Annotated in this window: 13 protein-coding genes; 7 read left to right on the forward strand and 6 right to left on the reverse strand. The window is 52.4% G+C overall.

Annotation, left to right across the window (positions count from 1 at the left end; translation table 11 throughout):
* Positions 1–125: 125 nt before the first annotated feature.
* The 4 genes from CFF01_RS08550 to CFF01_RS08565 all read left to right on the forward strand — a co-directional run bounded on the left by CFF01_RS08550 (position 126) and on the right by CFF01_RS08565 (position 3,152).
* Positions 126–1,313: a lytic murein transglycosylase gene (locus CFF01_RS08550; RefSeq protein WP_232479531.1), complete on the forward strand. Its 1,188-nt coding sequence runs from the start codon at positions 126–128 to the stop codon at positions 1,311–1,313.
* Between the two features lie 111 nt (positions 1,314–1,424).
* A complete protein-coding gene (locus tag CFF01_RS08555) occupies positions 1,425–2,297 on the forward strand; it encodes a WYL domain-containing protein (RefSeq protein ID WP_033538050.1) in 873 nt (290 codons plus the stop codon).
* A 74-nt stretch (positions 2,298–2,371) separates the two neighbouring features.
* Positions 2,372–2,854 carry an FKBP-type peptidyl-prolyl cis-trans isomerase gene (locus CFF01_RS08560; protein WP_033538051.1) on the forward strand — a complete coding sequence of 161 codons (483 nt, stop codon included), beginning with the start codon at positions 2,372–2,374 and terminating at the stop codon, positions 2,852–2,854.
* Positions 2,855–2,924: 70 nt separating this feature from the next.
* A complete protein-coding gene (locus tag CFF01_RS08565; RefSeq protein WP_088904524.1) occupies positions 2,925–3,152 on the forward strand; it encodes a DUF3389 family protein in 228 nt (75 codons plus the stop codon).
* A gap of 31 nt (positions 3,153–3,183) precedes the next feature.
* On the opposite strand, the gene CFF01_RS08570 is transcribed toward CFF01_RS08565, so the two are convergent.
* The gene (locus CFF01_RS08570; RefSeq protein ID WP_088904525.1) at positions 3,184–4,188 is read right to left on the reverse strand and encodes a glutathione S-transferase family protein; all 1,005 of its coding nucleotides are present in this window, start codon (positions 4,186–4,188) and stop codon (positions 3,184–3,186) included.
* 169 nt (positions 4,189–4,357) lie between these two features.
* Between CFF01_RS08570 and CFF01_RS08575 the strand changes: the two genes are divergently transcribed.
* From CFF01_RS08575 to CFF01_RS08585, 3 genes are all read left to right on the forward strand, one after another.
* Positions 4,358–5,032: an alpha/beta hydrolase gene (locus tag CFF01_RS08575; protein WP_088904526.1), complete on the forward strand. Its 675-nt coding sequence runs from the start codon at positions 4,358–4,360 to the stop codon at positions 5,030–5,032.
* 548 nt (positions 5,033–5,580) lie between these two features.
* Complete coding sequence (gene ushA, locus CFF01_RS08580) at positions 5,581–7,284, forward strand: bifunctional UDP-sugar hydrolase/5'-nucleotidase UshA (RefSeq protein ID WP_088905914.1); 1,704 nt, start codon at positions 5,581–5,583, stop codon at positions 7,282–7,284.
* A gap of 401 nt (positions 7,285–7,685) precedes the next feature.
* Positions 7,686–8,123, forward strand: coding sequence for an Hsp20 family protein (locus tag CFF01_RS08585; protein WP_033538055.1), 438 nt, complete (start codon positions 7,686–7,688; stop codon positions 8,121–8,123).
* A gap of 79 nt (positions 8,124–8,202) precedes the next feature.
* Here CFF01_RS08585 and CFF01_RS08590 read toward each other — a convergent pair whose 3' ends face one another.
* From CFF01_RS08590 to recC, 5 genes are all read right to left on the reverse strand, one after another.
* Positions 8,203–9,207 carry a D-alanine--D-alanine ligase gene (locus tag CFF01_RS08590; protein WP_088904527.1) on the reverse strand — a complete coding sequence of 335 codons (1,005 nt, stop codon included), beginning with the start codon at positions 9,205–9,207 and terminating at the stop codon, positions 8,203–8,205.
* 141 nt (positions 9,208–9,348) lie between these two features.
* Positions 9,349–10,287, reverse strand: a complete 939-nt coding sequence (locus CFF01_RS08595) for a hypothetical protein (RefSeq protein WP_232479532.1) — start codon at positions 10,285–10,287, stop codon at positions 9,349–9,351.
* Positions 10,275–12,227 (reverse strand): exodeoxyribonuclease V subunit alpha, encoded by a 1,953-nt coding sequence (gene recD, locus CFF01_RS08600; protein ID WP_088904528.1) that lies wholly within the window; start codon positions 12,225–12,227, stop codon positions 10,275–10,277. The genes CFF01_RS08595 and recD overlap by 13 nt, the downstream gene beginning before the upstream one ends.
* Complete coding sequence (gene recB, locus CFF01_RS08605; protein ID WP_088904529.1) at positions 12,224–15,820, reverse strand: exodeoxyribonuclease V subunit beta; 3,597 nt, start codon at positions 15,818–15,820, stop codon at positions 12,224–12,226. The genes recD and recB overlap by 4 nt, the downstream gene beginning before the upstream one ends.
* Position 15,821: 1 nt before the next feature.
* Positions 15,822–19,313 (reverse strand): exodeoxyribonuclease V subunit gamma, encoded by a 3,492-nt coding sequence (gene recC / locus CFF01_RS08610; RefSeq protein WP_088904530.1) that lies wholly within the window; start codon positions 19,311–19,313, stop codon positions 15,822–15,824.
* Positions 19,314–19,366 lie beyond the last annotated feature (53 nt).

A 19,366-nucleotide genomic window follows, 5' to 3' on the forward strand; every position in this document is an offset into this window, starting at 1 on the left:
AATCATAAATCATTTAGCATAAGTGACTCGAGTCGTTATTATGTCTGGCAATGGTTCTGATTTTTTGCTGGCTGCAGATCATTAAGTTTCTTATTCTTTTAGCCGTTTTTCGTGGAGTCTCTATTTTGAAAAAATTACTCACCTATGCCTCTCTCCTATTCGCGACCGGCTTACACAGTGCTACTGCGCTTGCCCAAGATTTTGATACCTGTGTGGTGGCGCTTAAAGAGAAAGCCTTAGCCGCAGGTGTGTCTCAGGCAACGGTGGAGAGTTCGCTGGGCAAGGTGAAGTATGTTGCCAGGGTGATTGAACTGGATAAGAAGCAGCCTGAGTTTAGCCAGACTTTTGATAACTACTTTTCAAAAAGGGTCACGGATTGGCGAGTGAAAGAGGGACGACGTCTGCTTAAGGAGCACGGAACCCTGCTCAATAAACTCAAGCAGGAATATGGCATCCCTCCACAGTATCTGGTGGCCTTCTGGGGCTTGGAAACCAACTTTGGTTCATACAAGGGTAAGATGCCGGTGATCGATTCTCTCACCACCTTAGCCTGCGATCCCAGACGGAGTGATTATTTTACTGGTGAGTTGATTCAGGCGTTAAAGCTTAAAGAAGCTTATCAGTTTGACAATGAGCAGATGCAAGGCTCATGGGCGGGCGCCATGGGTCACACCCAGTTTATGCCCTCGGCTTATGCTAAATATGCAGTCGATGCCGATGGCGACGGCAAGGCGGATCTGTTTAACAGCACTCAAGATGCATTATCCTCGGCGGCGAACTTCTTAAATCAGCTGGGCTGGGCGCGCAACGAACGTTGGGGCCGGGAGGTGTTGCTGCCTAAAGGGTATGATTTTCGCCACCTTGGACGAAACGATAAACAGAGTCTAACCACCTGGGCCGAGTTAGGCCTGACTCAGGTGAGCGGTAAGGCATTGTCGACGCCCGATATGCAGGCGGCGCTCTATTTGCCCGCAGGTCATAGCGGACCGGCATTCTTAGGTTATGATAACTTCGATGTGATCATGCGCTGGAACCGCTCTGAGTTTTACGCCATCGCCGTGGGTCATCTCGCCGATCGCATCAATGGGGCCGCGCCTTTGCATATCACGCCGCCAAAACATGACAATATCAGCCGCGCTAAGCTTAAGCTATTGCAGGAAAAACTGAACGAGAAGGGCTTCGATGTCGGTAAGCCTGATGGAGTGCTCGGCGTTAACTCGCGCGCTGGTTTGCAGGCTTTTCAGCGAAGTGTCGGTCTGGTGGCCGATGGTTTTCCGAGCGACGATACCTTCAGCGCCTTGGGGATAAAGTAGGACTAACCATAATGATTGCATCTGTTTGGCTTTTGCACTAGCTTAAGTGCTTTTGAGGGGCGCTATCGATTAAATACTTAGGCGCTCAGATTAAGCATTAAAGGTAGTGACATGGATGCAATGGAGAGTTTGTCGTTTGCCCAAAGGCAACGGTTGGCGTTTATCGATTTTAGTTTGCAATATTTCGGTCAGGTCTCGCGCCAGGATCTGATCGCCAAATTTGCGACCGGCCTCGCAGCGGCTACGCGTGATTTTGCTAGCTACCGTGAGCTGGCGCCAAACAACATGGAGCTGGTCCATCAGACTAAGCGCTATCATAGACGCAACGAGTTTACGCCGCTGTTCGACCATGATCCTGAGGCCATTCTTCATGGCCTGGCTAATGGCTTTGGTGACGGTCTGTCCCATCCGGTGACGCCCAGCAGCGTTTGTTTAGATGCGGTGCAGTTGATTCACCCCGATACCAATATCATTGCTGCCGTGATGCGGGCGATTGCCCATAAGCAGGCGGTTGCCGTGACTTATGTGTCAGTTTCGTCAGGTGAAACCCAGCGCGAGTTAGTCCCCCATACCTTAGTCAACAATGGCCAGCGCTGGCATGTGCGCTGTTTTGACCGCACCCACCAAGTGTTTACTGATTTTGTCGTTACCCGCTTCAAGGCGGTGAGTGAAAGCCAGACAGAACCTTTTGATCATGAGCTGCAAGACAAGGATGCCTATTGGCAGAAGCTGGTGAGTTTGGTGTTGATCCCCCATCCTAGCCTGAGCCACCCTGAGGCGATAGCGCTCGATTATCAGATGAGTGACGGCGAACTTGTGCTTAGCTGCCGCGCGGCGCTTGCCGGTTATTTGCTGCGTCAATGGAGCGTAGATTGCTCTGCCCAGCATCAAATCCGCGGCGGTGTGTGTCAACTGGCGCTGAAAAATCACCAGATATTGAGGGAAATTGAACATCTGGCCATAGTGCCGGGTGGTAAAAGCTAACAGGCATAGCGCCTGAGAGTAAGTTTTGCTAAGCTCTCGCCCACATCAGAAAAGAGACTAACTAAGGACGCTTGATGAGCATTAAAGACGATATGGTTGTGCAGTTTAACTACACCTTACGCGATGAAGCAGGTGAAGTACTGGAAACCAATGAAGGACTGGATCCCATTGCCTACCTGCATGGACATGACAACATGATGCCTGGCGTCGAGAAGGCGATCGAAGGCAAAGCCATCGGTGAGAAGTTTTCTGTTACCCTGCCGCCGGAAGAGACCTATGGCGTTCGTAATGAAGACGGCGAGCAACGTGTATCGATTAAGCATCTGCAAGGGGCGAAAACCTGGAAGCCGGGTATGCGCGCCATTATCAGCACAGATCAGGGGCAGCGTCAGGTAACTGTACTTAAGGTGGGTAAGTTTATGGCGACAGTGGATATCAATCATCCACTGGCGGGCCGCGAGTTGACTTTTGATCTTGAGATCCTTGATGCGCGTGAAGCAACAGCGGAAGAGATCGCCCATGGCCACGCTCACGGCGTAGGCGGCCATCACCACTAAGGTGATCCCAAGATAGTCAGTATAAGGCCCGGGTCACCCTGGGTCTTTTTGTATCTCAAAGGAGGCCTAAGTGGTCATCGAATTTTCCGGCGGCCGACTTATTGTGTCGCCCCAAGAGGTGTTGGTTAAGTTGAATGCATCAGGCGCCAGCCTTTATGCCATGGCCGACGATGTACGCTTACTGAGTGCGGGTCATATAATGGTTGCCGATGCGGGTGCAGTGCAATGGCACCTCACTCTGGATGGGCCAGAGCAGCTGGCCGAGGTGGCCGATTGCCTCGGTGTGGCGATAAGCTGAGCACCGAGACAAAGATTGGCACAGCGCAGGTTTAGCTCGCGCTATCACCTCTGCTATGGGGCGTGTCCAGAGCGAGCTCTGGGCCAACAGGGACGATACGGGTTGGATTTATCTGCCCATGGCTGTAGTAGTAATGCTGCTTGATATGTTCGAAATTAACCGTTTTGGCGACCCCTTCATGCTGGTATAAGGCCTTGAGATAATCCTGCAGCGCGGGCATATCGCTGATACGGTTGCGATTGGTCTTAAAGTGGCCAACATAGACGGCGTCGAATCGCACCAGGGTGGTAAACAGGCGCCAGTCGGCTTCGGTCAGTCTTTCGCCCGTGAGATAGCGCTGCGTACTCAGGCGAGTTTCTAGTTTATCTAATGCTTTAAAGAGTTCATCAAACGCCTGCTGGTAAGCCGCTTGAGTCGTAGCGAAGCCGGCACGGTATACACCATTGTTGATTTTGTCGTAGATCCAGTCATTTAACTCATCAATTTCCTGCCTGAGCGGCTCTGGATAGAAATCCAGGTGATTGCCTGTGATCTCGTTAAAGGCGCTGTTAAACATACGGATGATCTCCGCCGATTCGTTACTGACGATGGTTTGACGCTGCTTATCCCACAATACGGGCACAGTGACTCGGCCGCTATAGTCTGGCTTTGCCAGCTGGTAGATCTGGTATAGATAGTCTTTGCCATTGAGTCTGTCGATCTCACTACCTTCTATATGATGGGCTTGCTCGCTTTGGTTAGGGCCACTAAATTCCCAGCCATTTTGTAACATATGGGGCTCGACAACCGTGACGCCGATATGGGCTTGCAAGGATTTGAGCTCGCGAAAGATAAGGGTTCTGTGGGCCCAAGGGCAGGCGAGCGACACATAGAGATGATAGCGTCCAGACTCGGCTTTAAATTCTGGCTCAGGATCTTGTGGCGTTGGCGCCTTTACCCAGCGGCGAAAGGCGGAATCCTCTCTGACAAACTCGCCCTTTGTTTTGTCTGTGTCATACCATTTGTCGACCCATTGGCCTTCTTGTAGTAAACCCATCTCCTAATGCCTCTTCTCTTGTTAGCTTAACCATCAGTCTAGCAGTCAATATATGAGATAAAAAACACAGAAATCTCAGGTTTATCTTCGACTTTATCGAATAGTTGGGTGGTCAGAGGCTTCCTGTTATGATCGGCGACAATTTTGAGTGACCAATAAAGGAAACCCTATGTCTCAACAGCCGTTAGAGCGGATCACTATCGAACCTCAAGAGCAATGCCGTGCTTGCGTTATCTGGTTACATGGCCTCGGCGATTCTGGCGCGGGCTTTGCGCCGGTAGTGCCTTTGCTCGGCCTGCCTGATGAACTCGGTGTGCGCTTTATCTTTCCCCATGCCCCCAGCATGCCTGTCACGATCAATCAAGGCTATGTGATGCCTGCTTGGTATGACATCAAGGGGATGGATATGGACAACCGCGCCGATATGCTGGGTGTACTAACCTCTGAAGCCTCGATTGCCGCCTTGATTGATGAGCAGATTGCAACCGGCATTCCTGCCGATAAGATTGTGCTTGCTGGTTTTAGCCAGGGCGGGGTGATGAGCCTGTTTACCGGCCTGAGGTATCCGCAGCGCCTGGCCGGGATCATGGCGCTTTCCTGCTATCTGCCCACAGGTAATGCCATGCCGGACAACTTAAGTGAAGCTAATCGCCAGACACCGCTGTTACACCAACATGGTGAGCAAGATGAGGTGGTGCCTGTGGCTGCCGGGCGTGCGGCCTTTGAGTTGATTTCAAAGACGGGTTATCAGAGTCAGTGGCAGACCTACGCTATGGGTCATAGTGTACTGCCGAATCAATTACAGGATATTGGTCAGTGGCTTACGGCGCGTTTGGCTGAATAGTCTCAGTAGTTCAAACCTAGTAGGCGCCTATGGCGCCTTTTTAATGTGAGCTATATCACGTCAGAGTTGAGGCTGACTTTTTAACCCATTCCCGTGTAACGCTGGGTTAACATTTGGGCGTCATTTAGCGATTTTTGGTCGCAAAAGTGACCAAAACTGTCTGTATTATCTTTATCTGCTTTAGGTAACGTTGATCTAGTGTGAGGTTTTTAGTGGTTTTGTGATCTAGATTCGGTCTGGCTTGTTCTTATTGCGGGAGTATGGCGACTTTTTTTAATTTAATGGCAAGTTAATAAAATAGATAATAAATACTTTATTGTGTGCGTTTTAATGAGTGACAGAAGTCTGTAGTTAATATCTATGCTGTTCTAAATGCGAAACAATAAGCGGTGTAAAATGCTTTTAAAATAAACATATACCCTATGTTTGTTCATAAAAATGCCACAATCCCTAGATATTGTTTGATATTATATTTCGCGGCGAGATTATGACGTTCGCTATCAAAAAATATGATGGTTAATAAAAAAGATAATCTAGGGGTTGATGTAATGACAAATAAGCTTTTAAAAGGATTAGTCGCGACGGCTGTATTAGCAGCACTTGCTGGTTGTAATAGCAGCGATGACGACAAGGCGCCAACAACATGTGCTGAAGCCGGTAGTGCCTGCACTAAATTTACCGTACTGCATACCAATGATAACCACGGTCGTTTCTGGGAAAACAGAGACGGTGAATATGGTATGGCAGCACGTAAGACGTTGATCGATCAGATCCGCGCCGAAGTAGAAGCCAACGGCGGCGAAACACTGCTACTTTCTGGTGGTGATATTAACACTGGTGTGCCTGAGTCAGATCTGCAAGACGCATTGCCAGATTTCCTCGGCATGAACGACATCGGTTATGACGCCATGGCAGTTGGTAACCACGAATTCGATAACCCACTGGCGGTACTGGATTCACAGCGTTCTATCGCTAACTTCCCAATGCTCGCTGCTAACATCTACAAAGAAGATGGCACTCGCTATTTTGAGCCTTATAAAGTATTCGACGTTAATGGCGTAAAGATTGCCGTTATCGGTTTAACCACAGAAGACACGGCTAAGCTGGGTAACCCAGAATTTATCTCAGGTCTTACATTCACGGATCCAAAAGAAGAGATCGCGAAAGTGATCAAAGAGATCAAAGACGCTAAGGCTGCTGATCTAATCTTCGCAACCACTCATATGGGTCACTATGCCAACGGCGAACACGGCAGCAATGCCCCTGGCGATGTGGCTCTGGCTAAGGCGCTTGAGCAAGGCCAGCTTCAGGCGGTGATCGGTGGTCACTCTCAAAACCCAGTTTGTATGGAAGGCAGCGAATATGCTGACTTTACACCAGGTGATGAGTGTGCTCCTGATCAGCAAAACGGTACCTACATCATGCAGGCTCACGAGTGGGGTAAGTATGTTGGCCGTGCCGATTTTGAATACTTCAACGGTGAACTGCACCTGGCTAACTACAAGCTGGTACCTGTTAACCTTGTGAAGAAAGTAAAAGATGATCAAGGTAACGAGATTAAAGTACTGGTAGGTGAAGCCATTGAGCCAGATGCGGCGCTGAAAGAGATGCTTTCTTACTATCAGGAGCGTGGTCAAGGCCAACTGGATGAAGTGATTGCTTCGACCGATGGTTTGCTCGATGGTGAGCGTGCAAACGTTCGTTTCATGCAGACTAACCTGGGTCGTCTAATCGCCGATGCACAGCGTACTAAGGTTGCCGCCGATGTGGGCGTGATGAACTCAGGTGGTGTACGTGCATCAATTGAAGCGGGTGATATCTCTTACCGTGACGTACTGACAGTACAGCCTTTCGGTAACATGGTGACCCTAAGCACTATGACAGGTGAAGAGCTCAGCGCTTACCTAGGTGAAGTGGCTAGCTTACAGATTGGCGCGGGTGCTTACGCTCAGATCACAGGCGTTAAGATGACAGTTGACTGTGCGGCTAAGACAGTGGCTATCAGTGAGGTTAACGGTAAAGAGTACAGCGCAACGGGCTCTTACACTATGACAGTGCCTAGCTATAACGCAGCAGGCGGTGATGGCTATCCTAAGCTAAACCCAGTTCAAACCGGTTATGTTGATGCCGAAGTACTGTATACCTTCTTTAAGGATGCAGGCACTATCGTCGCAGCCGACTTCAACCCAGTAGGCGATATCGTTTACGAAAACTCTGAAAGTGTTGAAGGTTGTCAGATCACTGCACAATAAGCAGGGTTAAGACACATAAAGGGGCAGCCTCAGGGCTGCCTTTTTTTTATGCCTATGATTTGTTTGGCTAGGAGTTATTTATTGTGCTTTGTCTCCCATCTGATTTATTCATCTTGCCTGCTTTACAAGGCTATTTATTTAATCCATTAGCCTAGTTCAACTCGTCATGTTATTTCGCGCGACAAACTTTTTTAAATTTCTTACTTGAAAACAAAATCACCTGTCCACATATAGTGAGTATGGGACGCTCGATGAGGTTCCTGACTGACCCCAGGATGTGAGTTTCATCCGTTAATGGCAGTGCCTTAGGGCTGCCGGGGGAGGTTACTTACGGCGCGACAGAATCAAGAGATTCATGGTTGGCCACAAACCACTATATTGCTTAATACAAGGATATACTTATGCGTAATTATGATTTAACCCCTTTATACCGTAGTGCCATTGGATTCGATCGTTTAGCCCAGCTTGCCGAGCATGCTGCATCGAACAAGGGTAATTCCGGTTATCCCCCATACAACATCGAGTTGCTGAGCGAGAATCGCTATCGTATTACCATGGCGGTAGCCGGCTTTGCGATGGAAGAATTAGACATTACCAGCGAAGGCGACAAGCTGGTGGTCAAAGGCACCAAGGCCGAGCAGGAGGGCGAGCGCAAATACCTGTACCAGGGCATTGCCGAGCGCGGTTTCGAGCGCACCTTCCAGTTGGCCGACTATGTGACCGTGATTGGCGCGGATCTCGAAAATGGTTTGCTCAATATCGACCTGCAGCGCGAGATCCCAGAGGCGCTTAAGCCGCGTAAGATTGAGATCTCAAGTTCGAGACTATTAGACGCCTAATAAGCCAAGTCATCATCGCACATAAAGAAGGGAGCTAAGGCTCCCTTTTTTAATGACTAACTCTTTCTTTTTTCGGGTCTTATCGACCGAGTCCGGTCGAAATCGCCTCGTTTAAGTATTCGCTAAAATCATCACCGTGATTGGCTAACATCTTGGGGAACATGGAGATGGGAGTTAGGCCTGGGAAGGTGTTGATCTCATTGAGTAATATCTCGCCTTCTGGGGTGAGGAAGAAGTCGATACGTGATAGGTGTCTGAGCTTCATACCATCGAATACCTTCACCGCGTAGGCGCGGATCTGCTGGGCTATCTCATCACTTACCTCGGCAACTACCCGAGTGGTGGCTTTGCTGTCGGTGGCGTACTTCTCTTCATAGGTATAGAAGGTGCCGCCGGCGCAGATCACCTCGCCTGGCAGTGTGGCAACGGTCTCGCCGCGATATTGATAGACGGCCACTTCCAGCTCACGGGCCTGAATGGTTTTTTCGACCACGACATAGGGCGAATAACGAAAGGCATCGGCCAGGGTGCTGGCAATTTGCTCTGCATCATCGACCCGATAACAGCCCACAGAGGAGCCTTGGGAGGCCGCCTTAATAAAGACAGAGCCCCACTTAGCCAGGGCATCAGTGGTTTGGGCAATTGCTTGCTCATCCAGTTGATTCAGAAAGAGGTAAGGGGTGTTAGGGATCCCCAGCGCGCTAAACCACATCTTGGCGGTGATCTTGTTGAAGCAGTTGCGTGATCCTTCGGCGTCACAGCCGAAATAGGGCAGATTGATCAGCTCGAAGTATGATTGAATATCGCCCGTCTCACCGGGATAACCATGAATGCAGGGGATCACATAGTCGACGGGCCAGGGGGCTTGGCTCTCATCTTCAAAGCGGATCTCACGGCGGTTAGTGAGTTCACAGCGCTGGCCGGACTTGGTCTGGTATTGTCCCTTGTCATCGAGTTCGACGCGCAGCACATTAAGATGAGACAGTTTTGCCAGAGAGGTCTCGAAGTAGTCTGCCGATAGCAGTGAGATCGCGTGTTCGTCGCCGCCACCGCCACATAAAAGCAAAAGATTAATCGGATTCATCGGGTCTCCGTATTCGACTCAGTATCGTTTTCCATGCTCACTATGACGCGCTGATTTTTTTATGCAAGCCTTGGATGCTCCTTAAAGAAAGCTTAATGTCTGACCGGGCATTTTATGGCCGAAATCAGGGCTTTCGCCACCTTAAAGAATGTGCCATGGCGCCTCGTAGAGGGCGTCATAATCCGCCTGCTGCAGCACAGTCACACCGACAGCCTCAAGAAACAACTGCTGACCTTGAGAGATAGGCTCACCAGCATAGACAAAATAGGCGTTACACCGCCGCTCGGGATAGGCTTTATACAGCTTGGCGCGCTCAATGAGCAGCCAACGTAGAAAGATCTCATCGCTCTCTAGTCCCAAACCGATAAAGATTAACTCATTATGCAGCAGTATGTTGAGCCAGGTGGTATTGCCGCGCCAGTTATCCTGCAGCGTCTTTTTAAAGCCGCCACCGAGATGCCCTTGGTGCAAAATATCCCGGGCCCGGTCGACCGACCCCATGTAATGGCTTAGCCCCAGGCGGACACTACGGGCATATCTTTGCATGCCGTTGATATGCCAAATGGCAAATTGCTTTGTGGGTGAGTCTATTGGCTCATGGGCAAAATAGCTGCTCCAGGGATAGAAATCGGTAAAGCCCTTAGCGCTCTGATGATGCAGCTTAAGGTGGTGGGAGCGGGCAAGGGTGTCTTCAAAGTTGGTGGTCAACAGCGGCGTCTCCTTGGCTTTTGCCCACGCGACTATCTGCTGGTGTTGGCGCTGAGGTTGCCAGCTTGCCATCAGATCGCAGAACTCCTTTTGCAGATGTTTGCTTGTGCGTTTGCTGATGAGATCCAGCGCATCATAAAACTCGGTTAGCGCGATCCCTTTGGGGACACGCGCCACCTCATCGCCCTGGTGGGCACGCCACAGGCTTACTAGCATCTCGTCCCAAGCGTTGCTTTTAGGTTGATTTGAGGTATCGGCGTCTTGGTGTTTGGCGCGATAACGGTTGATGCCGTTTCCCAGGACTAACGCCCTGGGCTGTGAACTTGTTTGTTGATTGAGCAGGTTAGACAGGGTTTGGCTCATGCCTGCCATAACCTCTTCGCTAGCCCTGATGCCCTTAAAGTTGCCTGGCGGCACGCTTGCTCAAACACCACTTGAGTGCCAAGACAGGTGAAATGACCTTTGGCGCGGGTGATGGCGGTATAGACCAACTCCTTGGTGAGTAGCTGGCGCTGAGCAACACTGGGTTTGGGCGGCAGCACAAAGGCTACCTGCTGAAACTCACTGCCCTGACTCTTATGTACCGTCATGGCGTAGCAGGTTTCATGGCTTGGGAGCCGGGCGGGCAACACCTTCAGCAGACTGCCGTCGGCCTGAACAAAGTGTGCCATCAGCCGCCCTGGTTGTCTGGCATCGGGTAGGATCACCCCAATGTCACCATTAAATAATCCCAGGTTATAGTCGTTGCTCTGAATGATAACGGGCCGGCCGGCATAAAATTCGCTTTGGGGATGAATAAGGCCTGCATCGGCAAGGGCCTGGGTGACAGCGCCATTGATGCCGTCGACACCATACTCGCTAGCGCGCATGGCGCACAGGATACGGTAATCGTTAAAGCGGGTGATGATCTCAACGGCCTGACCGTCATCTTCTGTTGTCTCAGCACTTAGTCGATTGAGCAGAGTGAGATACTGACCGTACAGCGTAACACTTTGCTGCATCAGCGCCTTGAGACCGGCATTACCCTGTGGTGATACCTGATGCTCCAGCCAGCTTAACTCCTGATAGCCCGCCTGCCACACCTTGAGTACGCCCTGAAGATCCTGGCGATTGACGGCGCCTGCAAGCTGGCCTATACCTGCATCACCTTTGAATCTGTGGCTGTGCTGCAGCATGGCCAGGCTGTCGCCAAGGGCGGGCTCTTCATCGATATAATCGCTGAGATCCTCGCCGCTAAGTTGGCTGAGTAGCTGGGCCTTAGTGCGCGAGTATCGCATGCGCCAGGCGCTGGCTTGGCCATTGATCTGTTTGAGTCCGGCGCAGATATCGGCCAGCACGGCGCCCGCTTCGACCGAGGCTAACTGGTCTTGATCGCCTAGCAGGATCAATCTGGCGTGTGGAGGCAGGGCATCGAGCAGTTTGTGCATCATAGGCAGATCCACCATGGAGGCTTCATCGAGGATCAAGAGATCCAGCCGCAGCGGGTTTTCCTTATGATGTCTAAACTGGTGCGAGCCTGGGATCACCCCCAGCAATCTGTGTAGTGTCGAGGCTTCTTCCGGCACCTGAGTGAGCTGAGCCAGATCCAGTTGCTCACCATAGGGGGCTAACTCCTGGGCCAACCTTGCTTTAGAGGCCTTTATCGATTCACTTAAACGCGCGGCAGCTTTACCCGTTGGTGCCACCAGTTTGATGGTGAGGCGCTGACTCAGGCAGAGCAGCAACAGGAGTTTGGTGACTGTGGTGGTTTTGCCGGTACCGGGGCCGCCGGTGATCACCGCAAGTTTCTGGCTAAAGGCGGTGGCAGTGGCTATCTTCTGCCAATCGGGCTGTTGAGCCTGTCCTTGAAATAGGATATTGAGAATCGCGGTAACCTGCTCGGGATTATCCACCTCAATGGCCTGACTTAGCGCCTTTAGCCGCTCGGCGACTTGGATCTCAAAGGTAAAGTAGCGCTGCAGATAGAGGCGATCGCCATCTAAGATCAAAGGCTTATCCTGCTCATCACTGGCAAGACCTATAGCTTGATACCGCGCAAGAGCCTCAGCCAACTCTTTCGAAGACAAGTGCAGGCGGCATTGCGCTGTCTGTTCATGCAACGGATTGTCTCTGTCTATCTGCGACAGAGGCAGACAGGTGTGCTGCTGGGACAATTGGCGACTCAGCAGGGCGCAGATAAGGGTAAAGAGATCGTCACTGTCTTGATGCAGAGCCCGCATCTCAAGTGCAAAATGGCGGTCGAGCGGTGTGAGCAGTCCCTGTTGTTGCCACGCTTTAAGCAGCTGCTCAAGAGGTTGAGATAGCTGGATCATAGATCTAACTCCGTTTGCATTGGCGCTGTGGCTGTGTCGGCAAGCGTCGTGTGGGCCGCGCCGCTGAGCAGGGTGTCAAGCGCCTGGATAAGCGCTAGCGGCGGCTTATCGTAAAACACGCCACTGCCCGGCGATTGCGTCGACATCCCTCGCAGGAAGAAATAGTAACAGCCGCCAACATCGCGATCGTATTGATATTCTGGCAAACGCAGCTTCAGGTAGCGGTGTAGCGCCAGGCTATAGATGATGTACTGCAGATCATAGTGATGCGCGGCGATAGCCCTTTGCATGGCGACTTGATCATAGGCAAGCAAGTGATCCCCTAAGTGGTTAGATTTGTAGTCGGCGATAAAGAAGCGGCCTTGATATTCAAAGGTCAAGTCGATAAAGCCCTTAAGCATGCCTTGTAGCGTGTCAAAATTGAGCGCAGCGCTATAACCATATTGCTTGAGCAATGAGTTTAAGGCCTGGGCCTGTAACTCACCTATGGGCATGTAAAATTCCATCTCGACCAGTTTTTGCTGTGGAGCAAGCTTGGCAAGGCAAAGCCCCTCATTATCCAGCGGCGCGCCGAGCAGATCGAGATACCAGTGCTCGAGCACCGGCAGATACTGCTCATCGATGCCATAGCGCTCTATCGCCTTAGGCAGCTCTGTGCCAAGGTCGGCTTCAGCCTGGGTGAAATCTATCTGCTCCAGTACCCAGTGCAGAAAACTACCGGCATTGGCGCCGCGCTCGAAGTTGAAGCGCGTTAACTCGCCTGGCTCATCGGTGCTGATCTGCTCAAGCTCGGGAAAGGCTTCATCCCCCATGCCGGGATGCACTTGCTCATGAGCGGCATGTTTTACCAGGCCTGAGTAGCTGCCGACTCGCCAGGGGATCTCGCTGGGTCGAGTCAAGGTTCTCGCCATCAACGGGCCGGCCTGCGTCTTCTGGCTGGGGATAAAACTTAGCAAGGCTTGCTCTGTGTCCACCGAACACACGGATATCGCGTCACTTGCCAAATTGGTAGCTGCCGCTTGAATATCGGCAAACTCACAGGCTTTGTTTTCTATGCCGAGCAGGTAACCTACGGCAGTTTCACACAGCTGGCTGGTGATCCCGTCGCGCTTAGTGAAACGCGAATGGTTAGCGATGTAGAGGTAACAGGCCAGCACTGGACGCGTGAGCGCCACATAAAGAAGGCGTAGATCTTCGGCGAGATTTTCCGCCTTATATTTTTCCCAGCCCTCATCGCTCTGGGTGATATCCCAGATAAGCTCCTCCTGCTCGTGGTAGAGCATAGGCGCTGGCCGGCGGCGGTTGTCGCGCGCCAGGCTGATGAAAGGCAGAAAACATACCGGATATTCGAGCCCCTTGCTCTTATGGATAGTGACTATCTGAACCAGATTCTGTTCACTCTCCAGTCTCAACTGCGCCTCTTCGGTGCTGTTGATCTCAATAAGTGTCTGCTGATACCAGTTGAGCAGGGCGCTGATGCCATCGAGCTCGCTGGCTTTCTGCTGTAGCAGTTCACCAAGGTGCCTGAAGTCAGTTAGGCGCCGCTGTCCATCTTGATCCGCCAGTAGGCGCTCTATTAGGCGAGTATCGGCGGCGAGCGCCATCAAGCAGGGCATGACGCCGCGCTTAAGCCAGGTGTGATGCAGGTTGTCGAAGGCTTCCAGCAGTTGCTGGCGCGTATCCTCATCTTGGTTAAAGGCATGGATCGCCTGGGCATCATAGCCCAGCAGACGAGTCGCCATGGCGCTGCGCAGCGCTCGCTCATCCTTGGGATTCGCCACGGCCAAGAGTACCAAAGCAAGCTCTTTGGCCTCTAGGGTATCAAATACGCTATCACGGCTGAGGAACACTGCGCCTATGCCCCGCTCACTCAAGGCCGATTTGATATAGGCCGCTTCGTTGCGATCGCGCACCAGAACAGCAATATCTTTTGCTTTAAGGGGCTTATCTTGCTTGAGACACTCACCGCGCTGGGCCTCATTTAACAGCCTGGCGATCTCATTGGCCGCATCTGCGGCAAGTTGACTGCGAGCCGTGGCCTTATTGAGTCCGCTCTCTGGATGTTCGCTCAACAGCTTTAGCCGCAAGGCCGCACTTTGAGGGGCGGCTTCAATCAGGCGTTTGTCTGCGGCCATGGGAGAGGGCTTGATGATCTCAAAGGGGATCGCCTGGCTGATAAAGGGATCTTGATGCCGGGAAAACAGCTGATTGACCGCCGCTATCATATTGCTGCTTGAGCGGTAGTTGGTGTCCAGGCTGTAATGGTGAGGCGTCTGTCCCCGGGCATGAATATAGGTGTGAATATCGGCGCCGCGAAAGGCGTAGATCGCCTGCTTGGGATCGCCAATCATTAACAGGCCTAGTTCGCTATTGTCTGGCTGCTTACCCTGATAGATGCGACTAAAAATCTGATATTGGAGAGGGTCGGTATCTTGAAACTCGTCTATAAGCGCAATCGGGAAACGCTTGGCAATCGCCTGTGCTAGCAGCTGCTCCGGATCCCGCGGCTCACTTAAGGCATCGGCCAAGGCGATCAGCAGATCGTCTGGGGTGCGCAGATTTTTACGCTGTTTCTGGGCGGCAAACCTTGCCTGAATACCGTCTCTGGCGCCATAGAGAAAACTGGGCACCAGATCCTCGACCCGTTCACTGAGCCTTGCGATGTGGTCAAGTAGTGGTGCCTCCTGAGCCGATGGGATCTCGCCGCCCTTATTCAGTTTTAATCCGTCTAGCGCCAGGTTGCCGAGTAACTTAGAGTCTGGCAGGCTCAGGGGCTGAGCCGCCCAGTTATCCATTTGGGTAAACATCGCCTCGAGCTTAGGGTAACCCTGGTCTTTCTTACCAAAGCGGGTGCCATTGAGCGGCAAGGCCTTAAGTAACGCCAATGTGGCGTCACGCTCTCTTGGCCAAATAAGGCGCAGCCGAGCAAGACTTTGACTCAAGCTCTCGGCCACCTGACCGAAGGCACTTGGCGGCGCTTTAACGCTGGCCTGGTTGGCACCCAGCAATGGCCTGAGCTGTTTGGTCAGTCCGTCGGGATCGCCAAACTTGTTGGCGATGATCTGCGCCAGATAGCTTGGCAGGGGATAGCAGGCTTCACGCCAGAAATCACGCACCGCATGGTGCAGGTACTCGCTGTCATCTAAGGTAAATTCAGATTCAAACAACAATGACGATTCAAAGGCCATATCGGCCAGGATCCGCTGACAGAAACCATGGATAGTAAAGATGGCGGCTTCATCCAGGGATTTTAGCGCCAGATCCAGTCGTTTGAGTGCCTGACTACGCGCCTCGGGCTCGGCGTCTCGATAGAGTGTGTTGATCAGTGGATCATCCACCTCCATGCCGAGAAACGCACGGTAGGCCAGTTGGATCTTCTTGCGTATGCGATCCCTGAGTTCCTGGGTGGCGGCGTTGGTAAAGGTCACCACCAAGATCTGCTCGCAGCTCAGGGGCGCTCGTTGGCTATCGCCCAATAATAAACGTACATAGAGCCCGGCGATGGTATAGGTCTTCCCCGTACCGGCGCTGGCCTCAATCAGGCGGACCTCCTTCAGAGGCAGTGTCAGGGTATCGAGTGTCTGGGTCGCCATCTTATTGGCCCTCCACAAAATCGGCCAGTTCGCTCAGCGGCGCCTTGTGATAAAGACTCTGCAAGGGGGAGAGCAAACCATGGGCTAAGGCGCCGAACTCGGCTTCGCTAAAGTCATCGGGAAAGCTAAACAGGCGCTGATAATGGGGCTCAAGCCCTTCTCCCAAGCTTGCCTGTTCATCAAGCCATTGGGACTGGGCGGCGCTAAGCTTATCGCTGTGCTCGCCCTCGGCTTCCACATAGGCAAAAGCGGTTCGTGGCAGAAAACACAAGGGGTTATTCAGGCCCTGGTGATAGTAGTCAACCCAGAGGGAAAGTTGATTTAATGCCTGCTCTGGGGTAATTGGTGCAAAGGCATGGAAGTGACCTATGTCTAACAGATAGCTGTGACGCTGCCACGGCGTGGTGTGCGCGCCAGGTTCATTGGCGTTAAGGCACAGATGACGCAGATAGACGCGGATAAGATCCCGCGCGTTGGCCGTACCCGGGCGATAGTTCACCAGCCCCTTGGCCGACAGACCATCGATTCGACCAACCAGTTGCGTGCTCGCCTGATCCCTTAGGTTGAGGTCGATGTCTTGAGTATGGGTCTGCTCACCTTGTAGGTAGAGGGTGCGACCGACCACGGCGCGAATATCGTGCTGATACTGGGCCAGCAGGAGATCGTCAAAAGGTGCCAGGGGCAGCTGTCCCGTTAGTCTGAGGCGGCTGAGCAATTCAGGCGATGGTCTTTCTTGTCCCGTCTTGATGGCATCGTCGATTAAATGAGACTGCAACTGATAGCGTGACAGGGCGTTGAGGGAAAAGGGCTCATCGTTCTCATCGGCTTGTATGTTGAGGTTGAGATCGAGCTTAAGGGTGCGATTGAAAAAATATTGCGCCGGATTGCGATAAAAGCGAATAAGGGCCGACAGCTCCAGCGCCTCATTTTTGTCCTCAGTCAGCGCCAGTGGCTGGCTAATGAACTTGGCAGGTGCCGTTGCCTTGGCATCATCCTCTTTGGGCAGCGTGCTTTGTGGGCACCACTGCTGGCTAAAGCTCTGGCTGAGCCTGTTGGCGTCACCCTGTGGCTCGCTGCTATAGAGGCGCTCATCGAAGGGCTGCAGGGGCTGCTGTATGATGAGCTGCTCTGCAATAGCCTTCTCTATGCGCTCGATATCGGGGCTCGGCTCATCTTGCATGGAAGTCATGGCACTCGGCAGATAACAAAGCTGGCAATATTCGACCAACTCGGAGACCAACATAGAGGGGATGCGCTCGCTATTGTCGCGCTCGCTATGGCCGATATAGCTGATGTAGAGTTGCTGTCTTGCCGAAAGCAGTGCCTCCAGGAAGAGGTATCTGTCATCGAGGCGGCGAGATCTGTCCCCCTTGCGTGGCCCCTGCTGCGCCACTAAGTCGAAGCCGACCGGATGCTGCACCCTGGGATAGACGCCATCATTCATTCCGAGGAGACACACCACCTTGAAGGGGATTGAGCGCATCGGCATCAGGGTGCAGAAATTGACGCTACCGGCCAGGTAGCGCTGGCCCACGCGCGACTCGGTCAGCTGGCGAGTAAACCAGTTTTGCATCACCTCCAGTGCCAGTTCGCTCTGGTAATGGGTCGATTGCAACTCCTCTTTTAGACGGCTTATCGCCTGTAACAGCTCCTGCTGTTGATTGAGCTCATCATCGACGCACTCATAGAAGGTTTCCACCAGCTGTTGTAGCTGACTAATCCGCTTCTCGAGCGGGCAGTGTGCTGACAACGCCTGGTTAAATTCGTCGATCGCTTCGATAAAGTTAAGCAGCTTGCCCAAGGCCTGGGCCGCTTGTCCTTCTACGCCTGGCAAGGCCAGGCTGCCGTGATAGATTGGCGCATCATCGCTAAAGCTATAGCCTAAGATCAGGCGTTTAATGCCAAATGCCCAGGAGTTTTGCTCAAAGGGCGGCAGTTGCTGGGCGGTTCGCGATTGCTTATCTCGGCCCCAGCGAACGCCCGCTTGCTCTAGCCAGCGGCGAATAAGCAGCAACTCATCGTCATCCAACTGGAAGCGACGCATCACCGCGGGCACTTCGAGAATTCCTAAGATATCGGTGAGGGCGAAGCGACTCTGATTGAGCCCCAGCAGGTGCAAGAAGCTATTGATCAGTGGTGATTCTTGCGCTGCGCCGCGATCGGCAATGGCGTAGGGGATATAGTGATCACCCCGTTTCGAGGCAAATACTGCGTCGATATAGGGGGCGTAGGCCGCAACGTCAGGCATCATGATCACGATATCTTTGGGCGAGAGGCCTTCCGATTGAGACAGGAGGTCCAGCAGATGATCGTGTAAGGTCTCAAGCTCTCGTAGCGGACTGTGACAGCTTCGCAGTGTCAGCGACCTGTCTGCCGGGCTCAGCAGGCGTCTGCCGCTGGTGGTCAGATACAAGTCGGCATCTGGCCCCATCACTTCACCGCGAGTGGTTAATTCGAGGATATCGCGTTGAATGCCGTGCAGCAGGGTATCGCTGCCGGGATCTTGATAGCAGTCGAAGTTAAAGTTTGTGTCGTTTTCCGGTAACTCTAAAATGAGATCCAGCAGTTCACGGCCCATCTTACCGTTGTTGGCCAGCAGTGGGTTACCTACCTCTAGCTTGCTTTCCCAGTCGATGGCGAGTTGTTGTTTATCACCATATTGCAGCGCCATACGTGCGCGCAATTTAGGATCGACGATATCGCCCCAATAGTGTTGGCAAGGGCTGAGACTTAGCATGATCACATCGATACGTTTTGCCAGAAAATAGAGAACTTCCAGCGTCTGTGGCGCCATCGAGGAGATCCCAAAGACAAACAGACGCCTTGGCAGTTTACTGAGGTCGCACAGGGGATCGTCAAGAGCGTCGAACAGCGCCTGATGCAGGTTAGCCCTGTGGTAGCGACTCAATCCCAGGCTGTGGTGGTTATGTTCGATTAAGGCCCGCCACAACACACTTTGCCAGCGCTGAGCGGGATCAAGCGCACGCTCCGATGGTGGCAGTGTGTCTAGCCCCTGTTCCCAGGCCAAGATCCAGTCTGGGCGGTAGACCAGATATTGGTCAAAGATATCGGCTATCTGGCCGCAGAGCTGATATAACTTAAGTGAATGGGGCGCTTGTTTGTCCTGCAAAATGGCATCATCTTGTAGGTAATGGGCTAAGGGGGCAAACACCTCTTGATGTAATAGCCCTGGCAGTAGCTCCATCAATTTCCAGGTCATGGCGGGCTTGGTAAAGGCGTTTTCTTTGGGCACATCGTCCAGCAGTTGATGACACAGTTGCCAGATAAAGCTCGAAGGCAGCGGAAACTCCAGCGCCGCGGCAATCTGATTGTGTTCGGCGACCGCTAATCTAAGCCAGGTGGACATGCCGGGACTCTGGACTAAGATCTGCTCATTGCTCAGCGGCGACTGACCTGCGGGGGGAGTTTGCAGCTCAGATGCCAGCAGTTTGGCCAAAGACTCCATTCGATTTGATTGAACCAAATACAGCATGAGGTAACTTATCCATTTCGTTGCGATGCCGCCATTCTAGGGCATCTGTTGAT

This window comes from Shewanella marisflavi, assembly GCF_002215585.1.
GTDB classification, from domain to species: domain Bacteria; phylum Pseudomonadota; class Gammaproteobacteria; order Enterobacterales; family Shewanellaceae; genus Shewanella; species Shewanella marisflavi.

What these genes read in the sequence shown, in the direction of transcription:
- CFF01_RS08560 (WP_033538051.1), top strand. Translation starts at nt 2,372, where the DNA reads ATGAGCATTAAAGACGATATGGTTGTGCAGTTTAACTACACCTTACGC.
- CFF01_RS08575 (WP_088904526.1), top strand. Translation starts at nt 4,358, where the DNA reads ATGTCTCAACAGCCGTTAGAGCGGATCACTATCGAACCTCAAGAGCAA.
- ushA (WP_088905914.1), top strand. Translation starts at nt 5,581, where the DNA reads ATGACAAATAAGCTTTTAAAAGGATTAGTCGCGACGGCTGTATTAGCA.
- CFF01_RS08555 (WP_033538050.1), top strand. Translation starts at nt 1,425, where the DNA reads ATGGATGCAATGGAGAGTTTGTCGTTTGCCCAAAGGCAACGGTTGGCG.
- recC (WP_088904530.1), bottom strand. Translation starts at nt 19,313, where the DNA reads ATGCTGTATTTGGTTCAATCAAATCGAATGGAGTCTTTGGCCAAACTG.
- CFF01_RS08585 (WP_033538055.1), top strand. Translation starts at nt 7,686, where the DNA reads ATGCGTAATTATGATTTAACCCCTTTATACCGTAGTGCCATTGGATTC.
- CFF01_RS08570 (WP_088904525.1), bottom strand. Translation starts at nt 4,188, where the DNA reads ATGGGTTTACTACAAGAAGGCCAATGGGTCGACAAATGGTATGACACA.
- CFF01_RS08595 (WP_232479532.1), bottom strand. Translation starts at nt 10,287, where the DNA reads ATGGCAGGCATGAGCCAAACCCTGTCTAACCTGCTCAATCAACAAACA.
- CFF01_RS08590 (WP_088904527.1), bottom strand. Translation starts at nt 9,207, where the DNA reads ATGAATCCGATTAATCTTTTGCTTTTATGTGGCGGTGGCGGCGACGAA.
- recD (WP_088904528.1), bottom strand. Translation starts at nt 12,227, where the DNA reads ATGATCCAGCTATCTCAACCTCTTGAGCAGCTGCTTAAAGCGTGGCAA.
- recB (WP_088904529.1), bottom strand. Translation starts at nt 15,820, where the DNA reads ATGGCGACCCAGACACTCGATACCCTGACACTGCCTCTGAAGGAGGTC.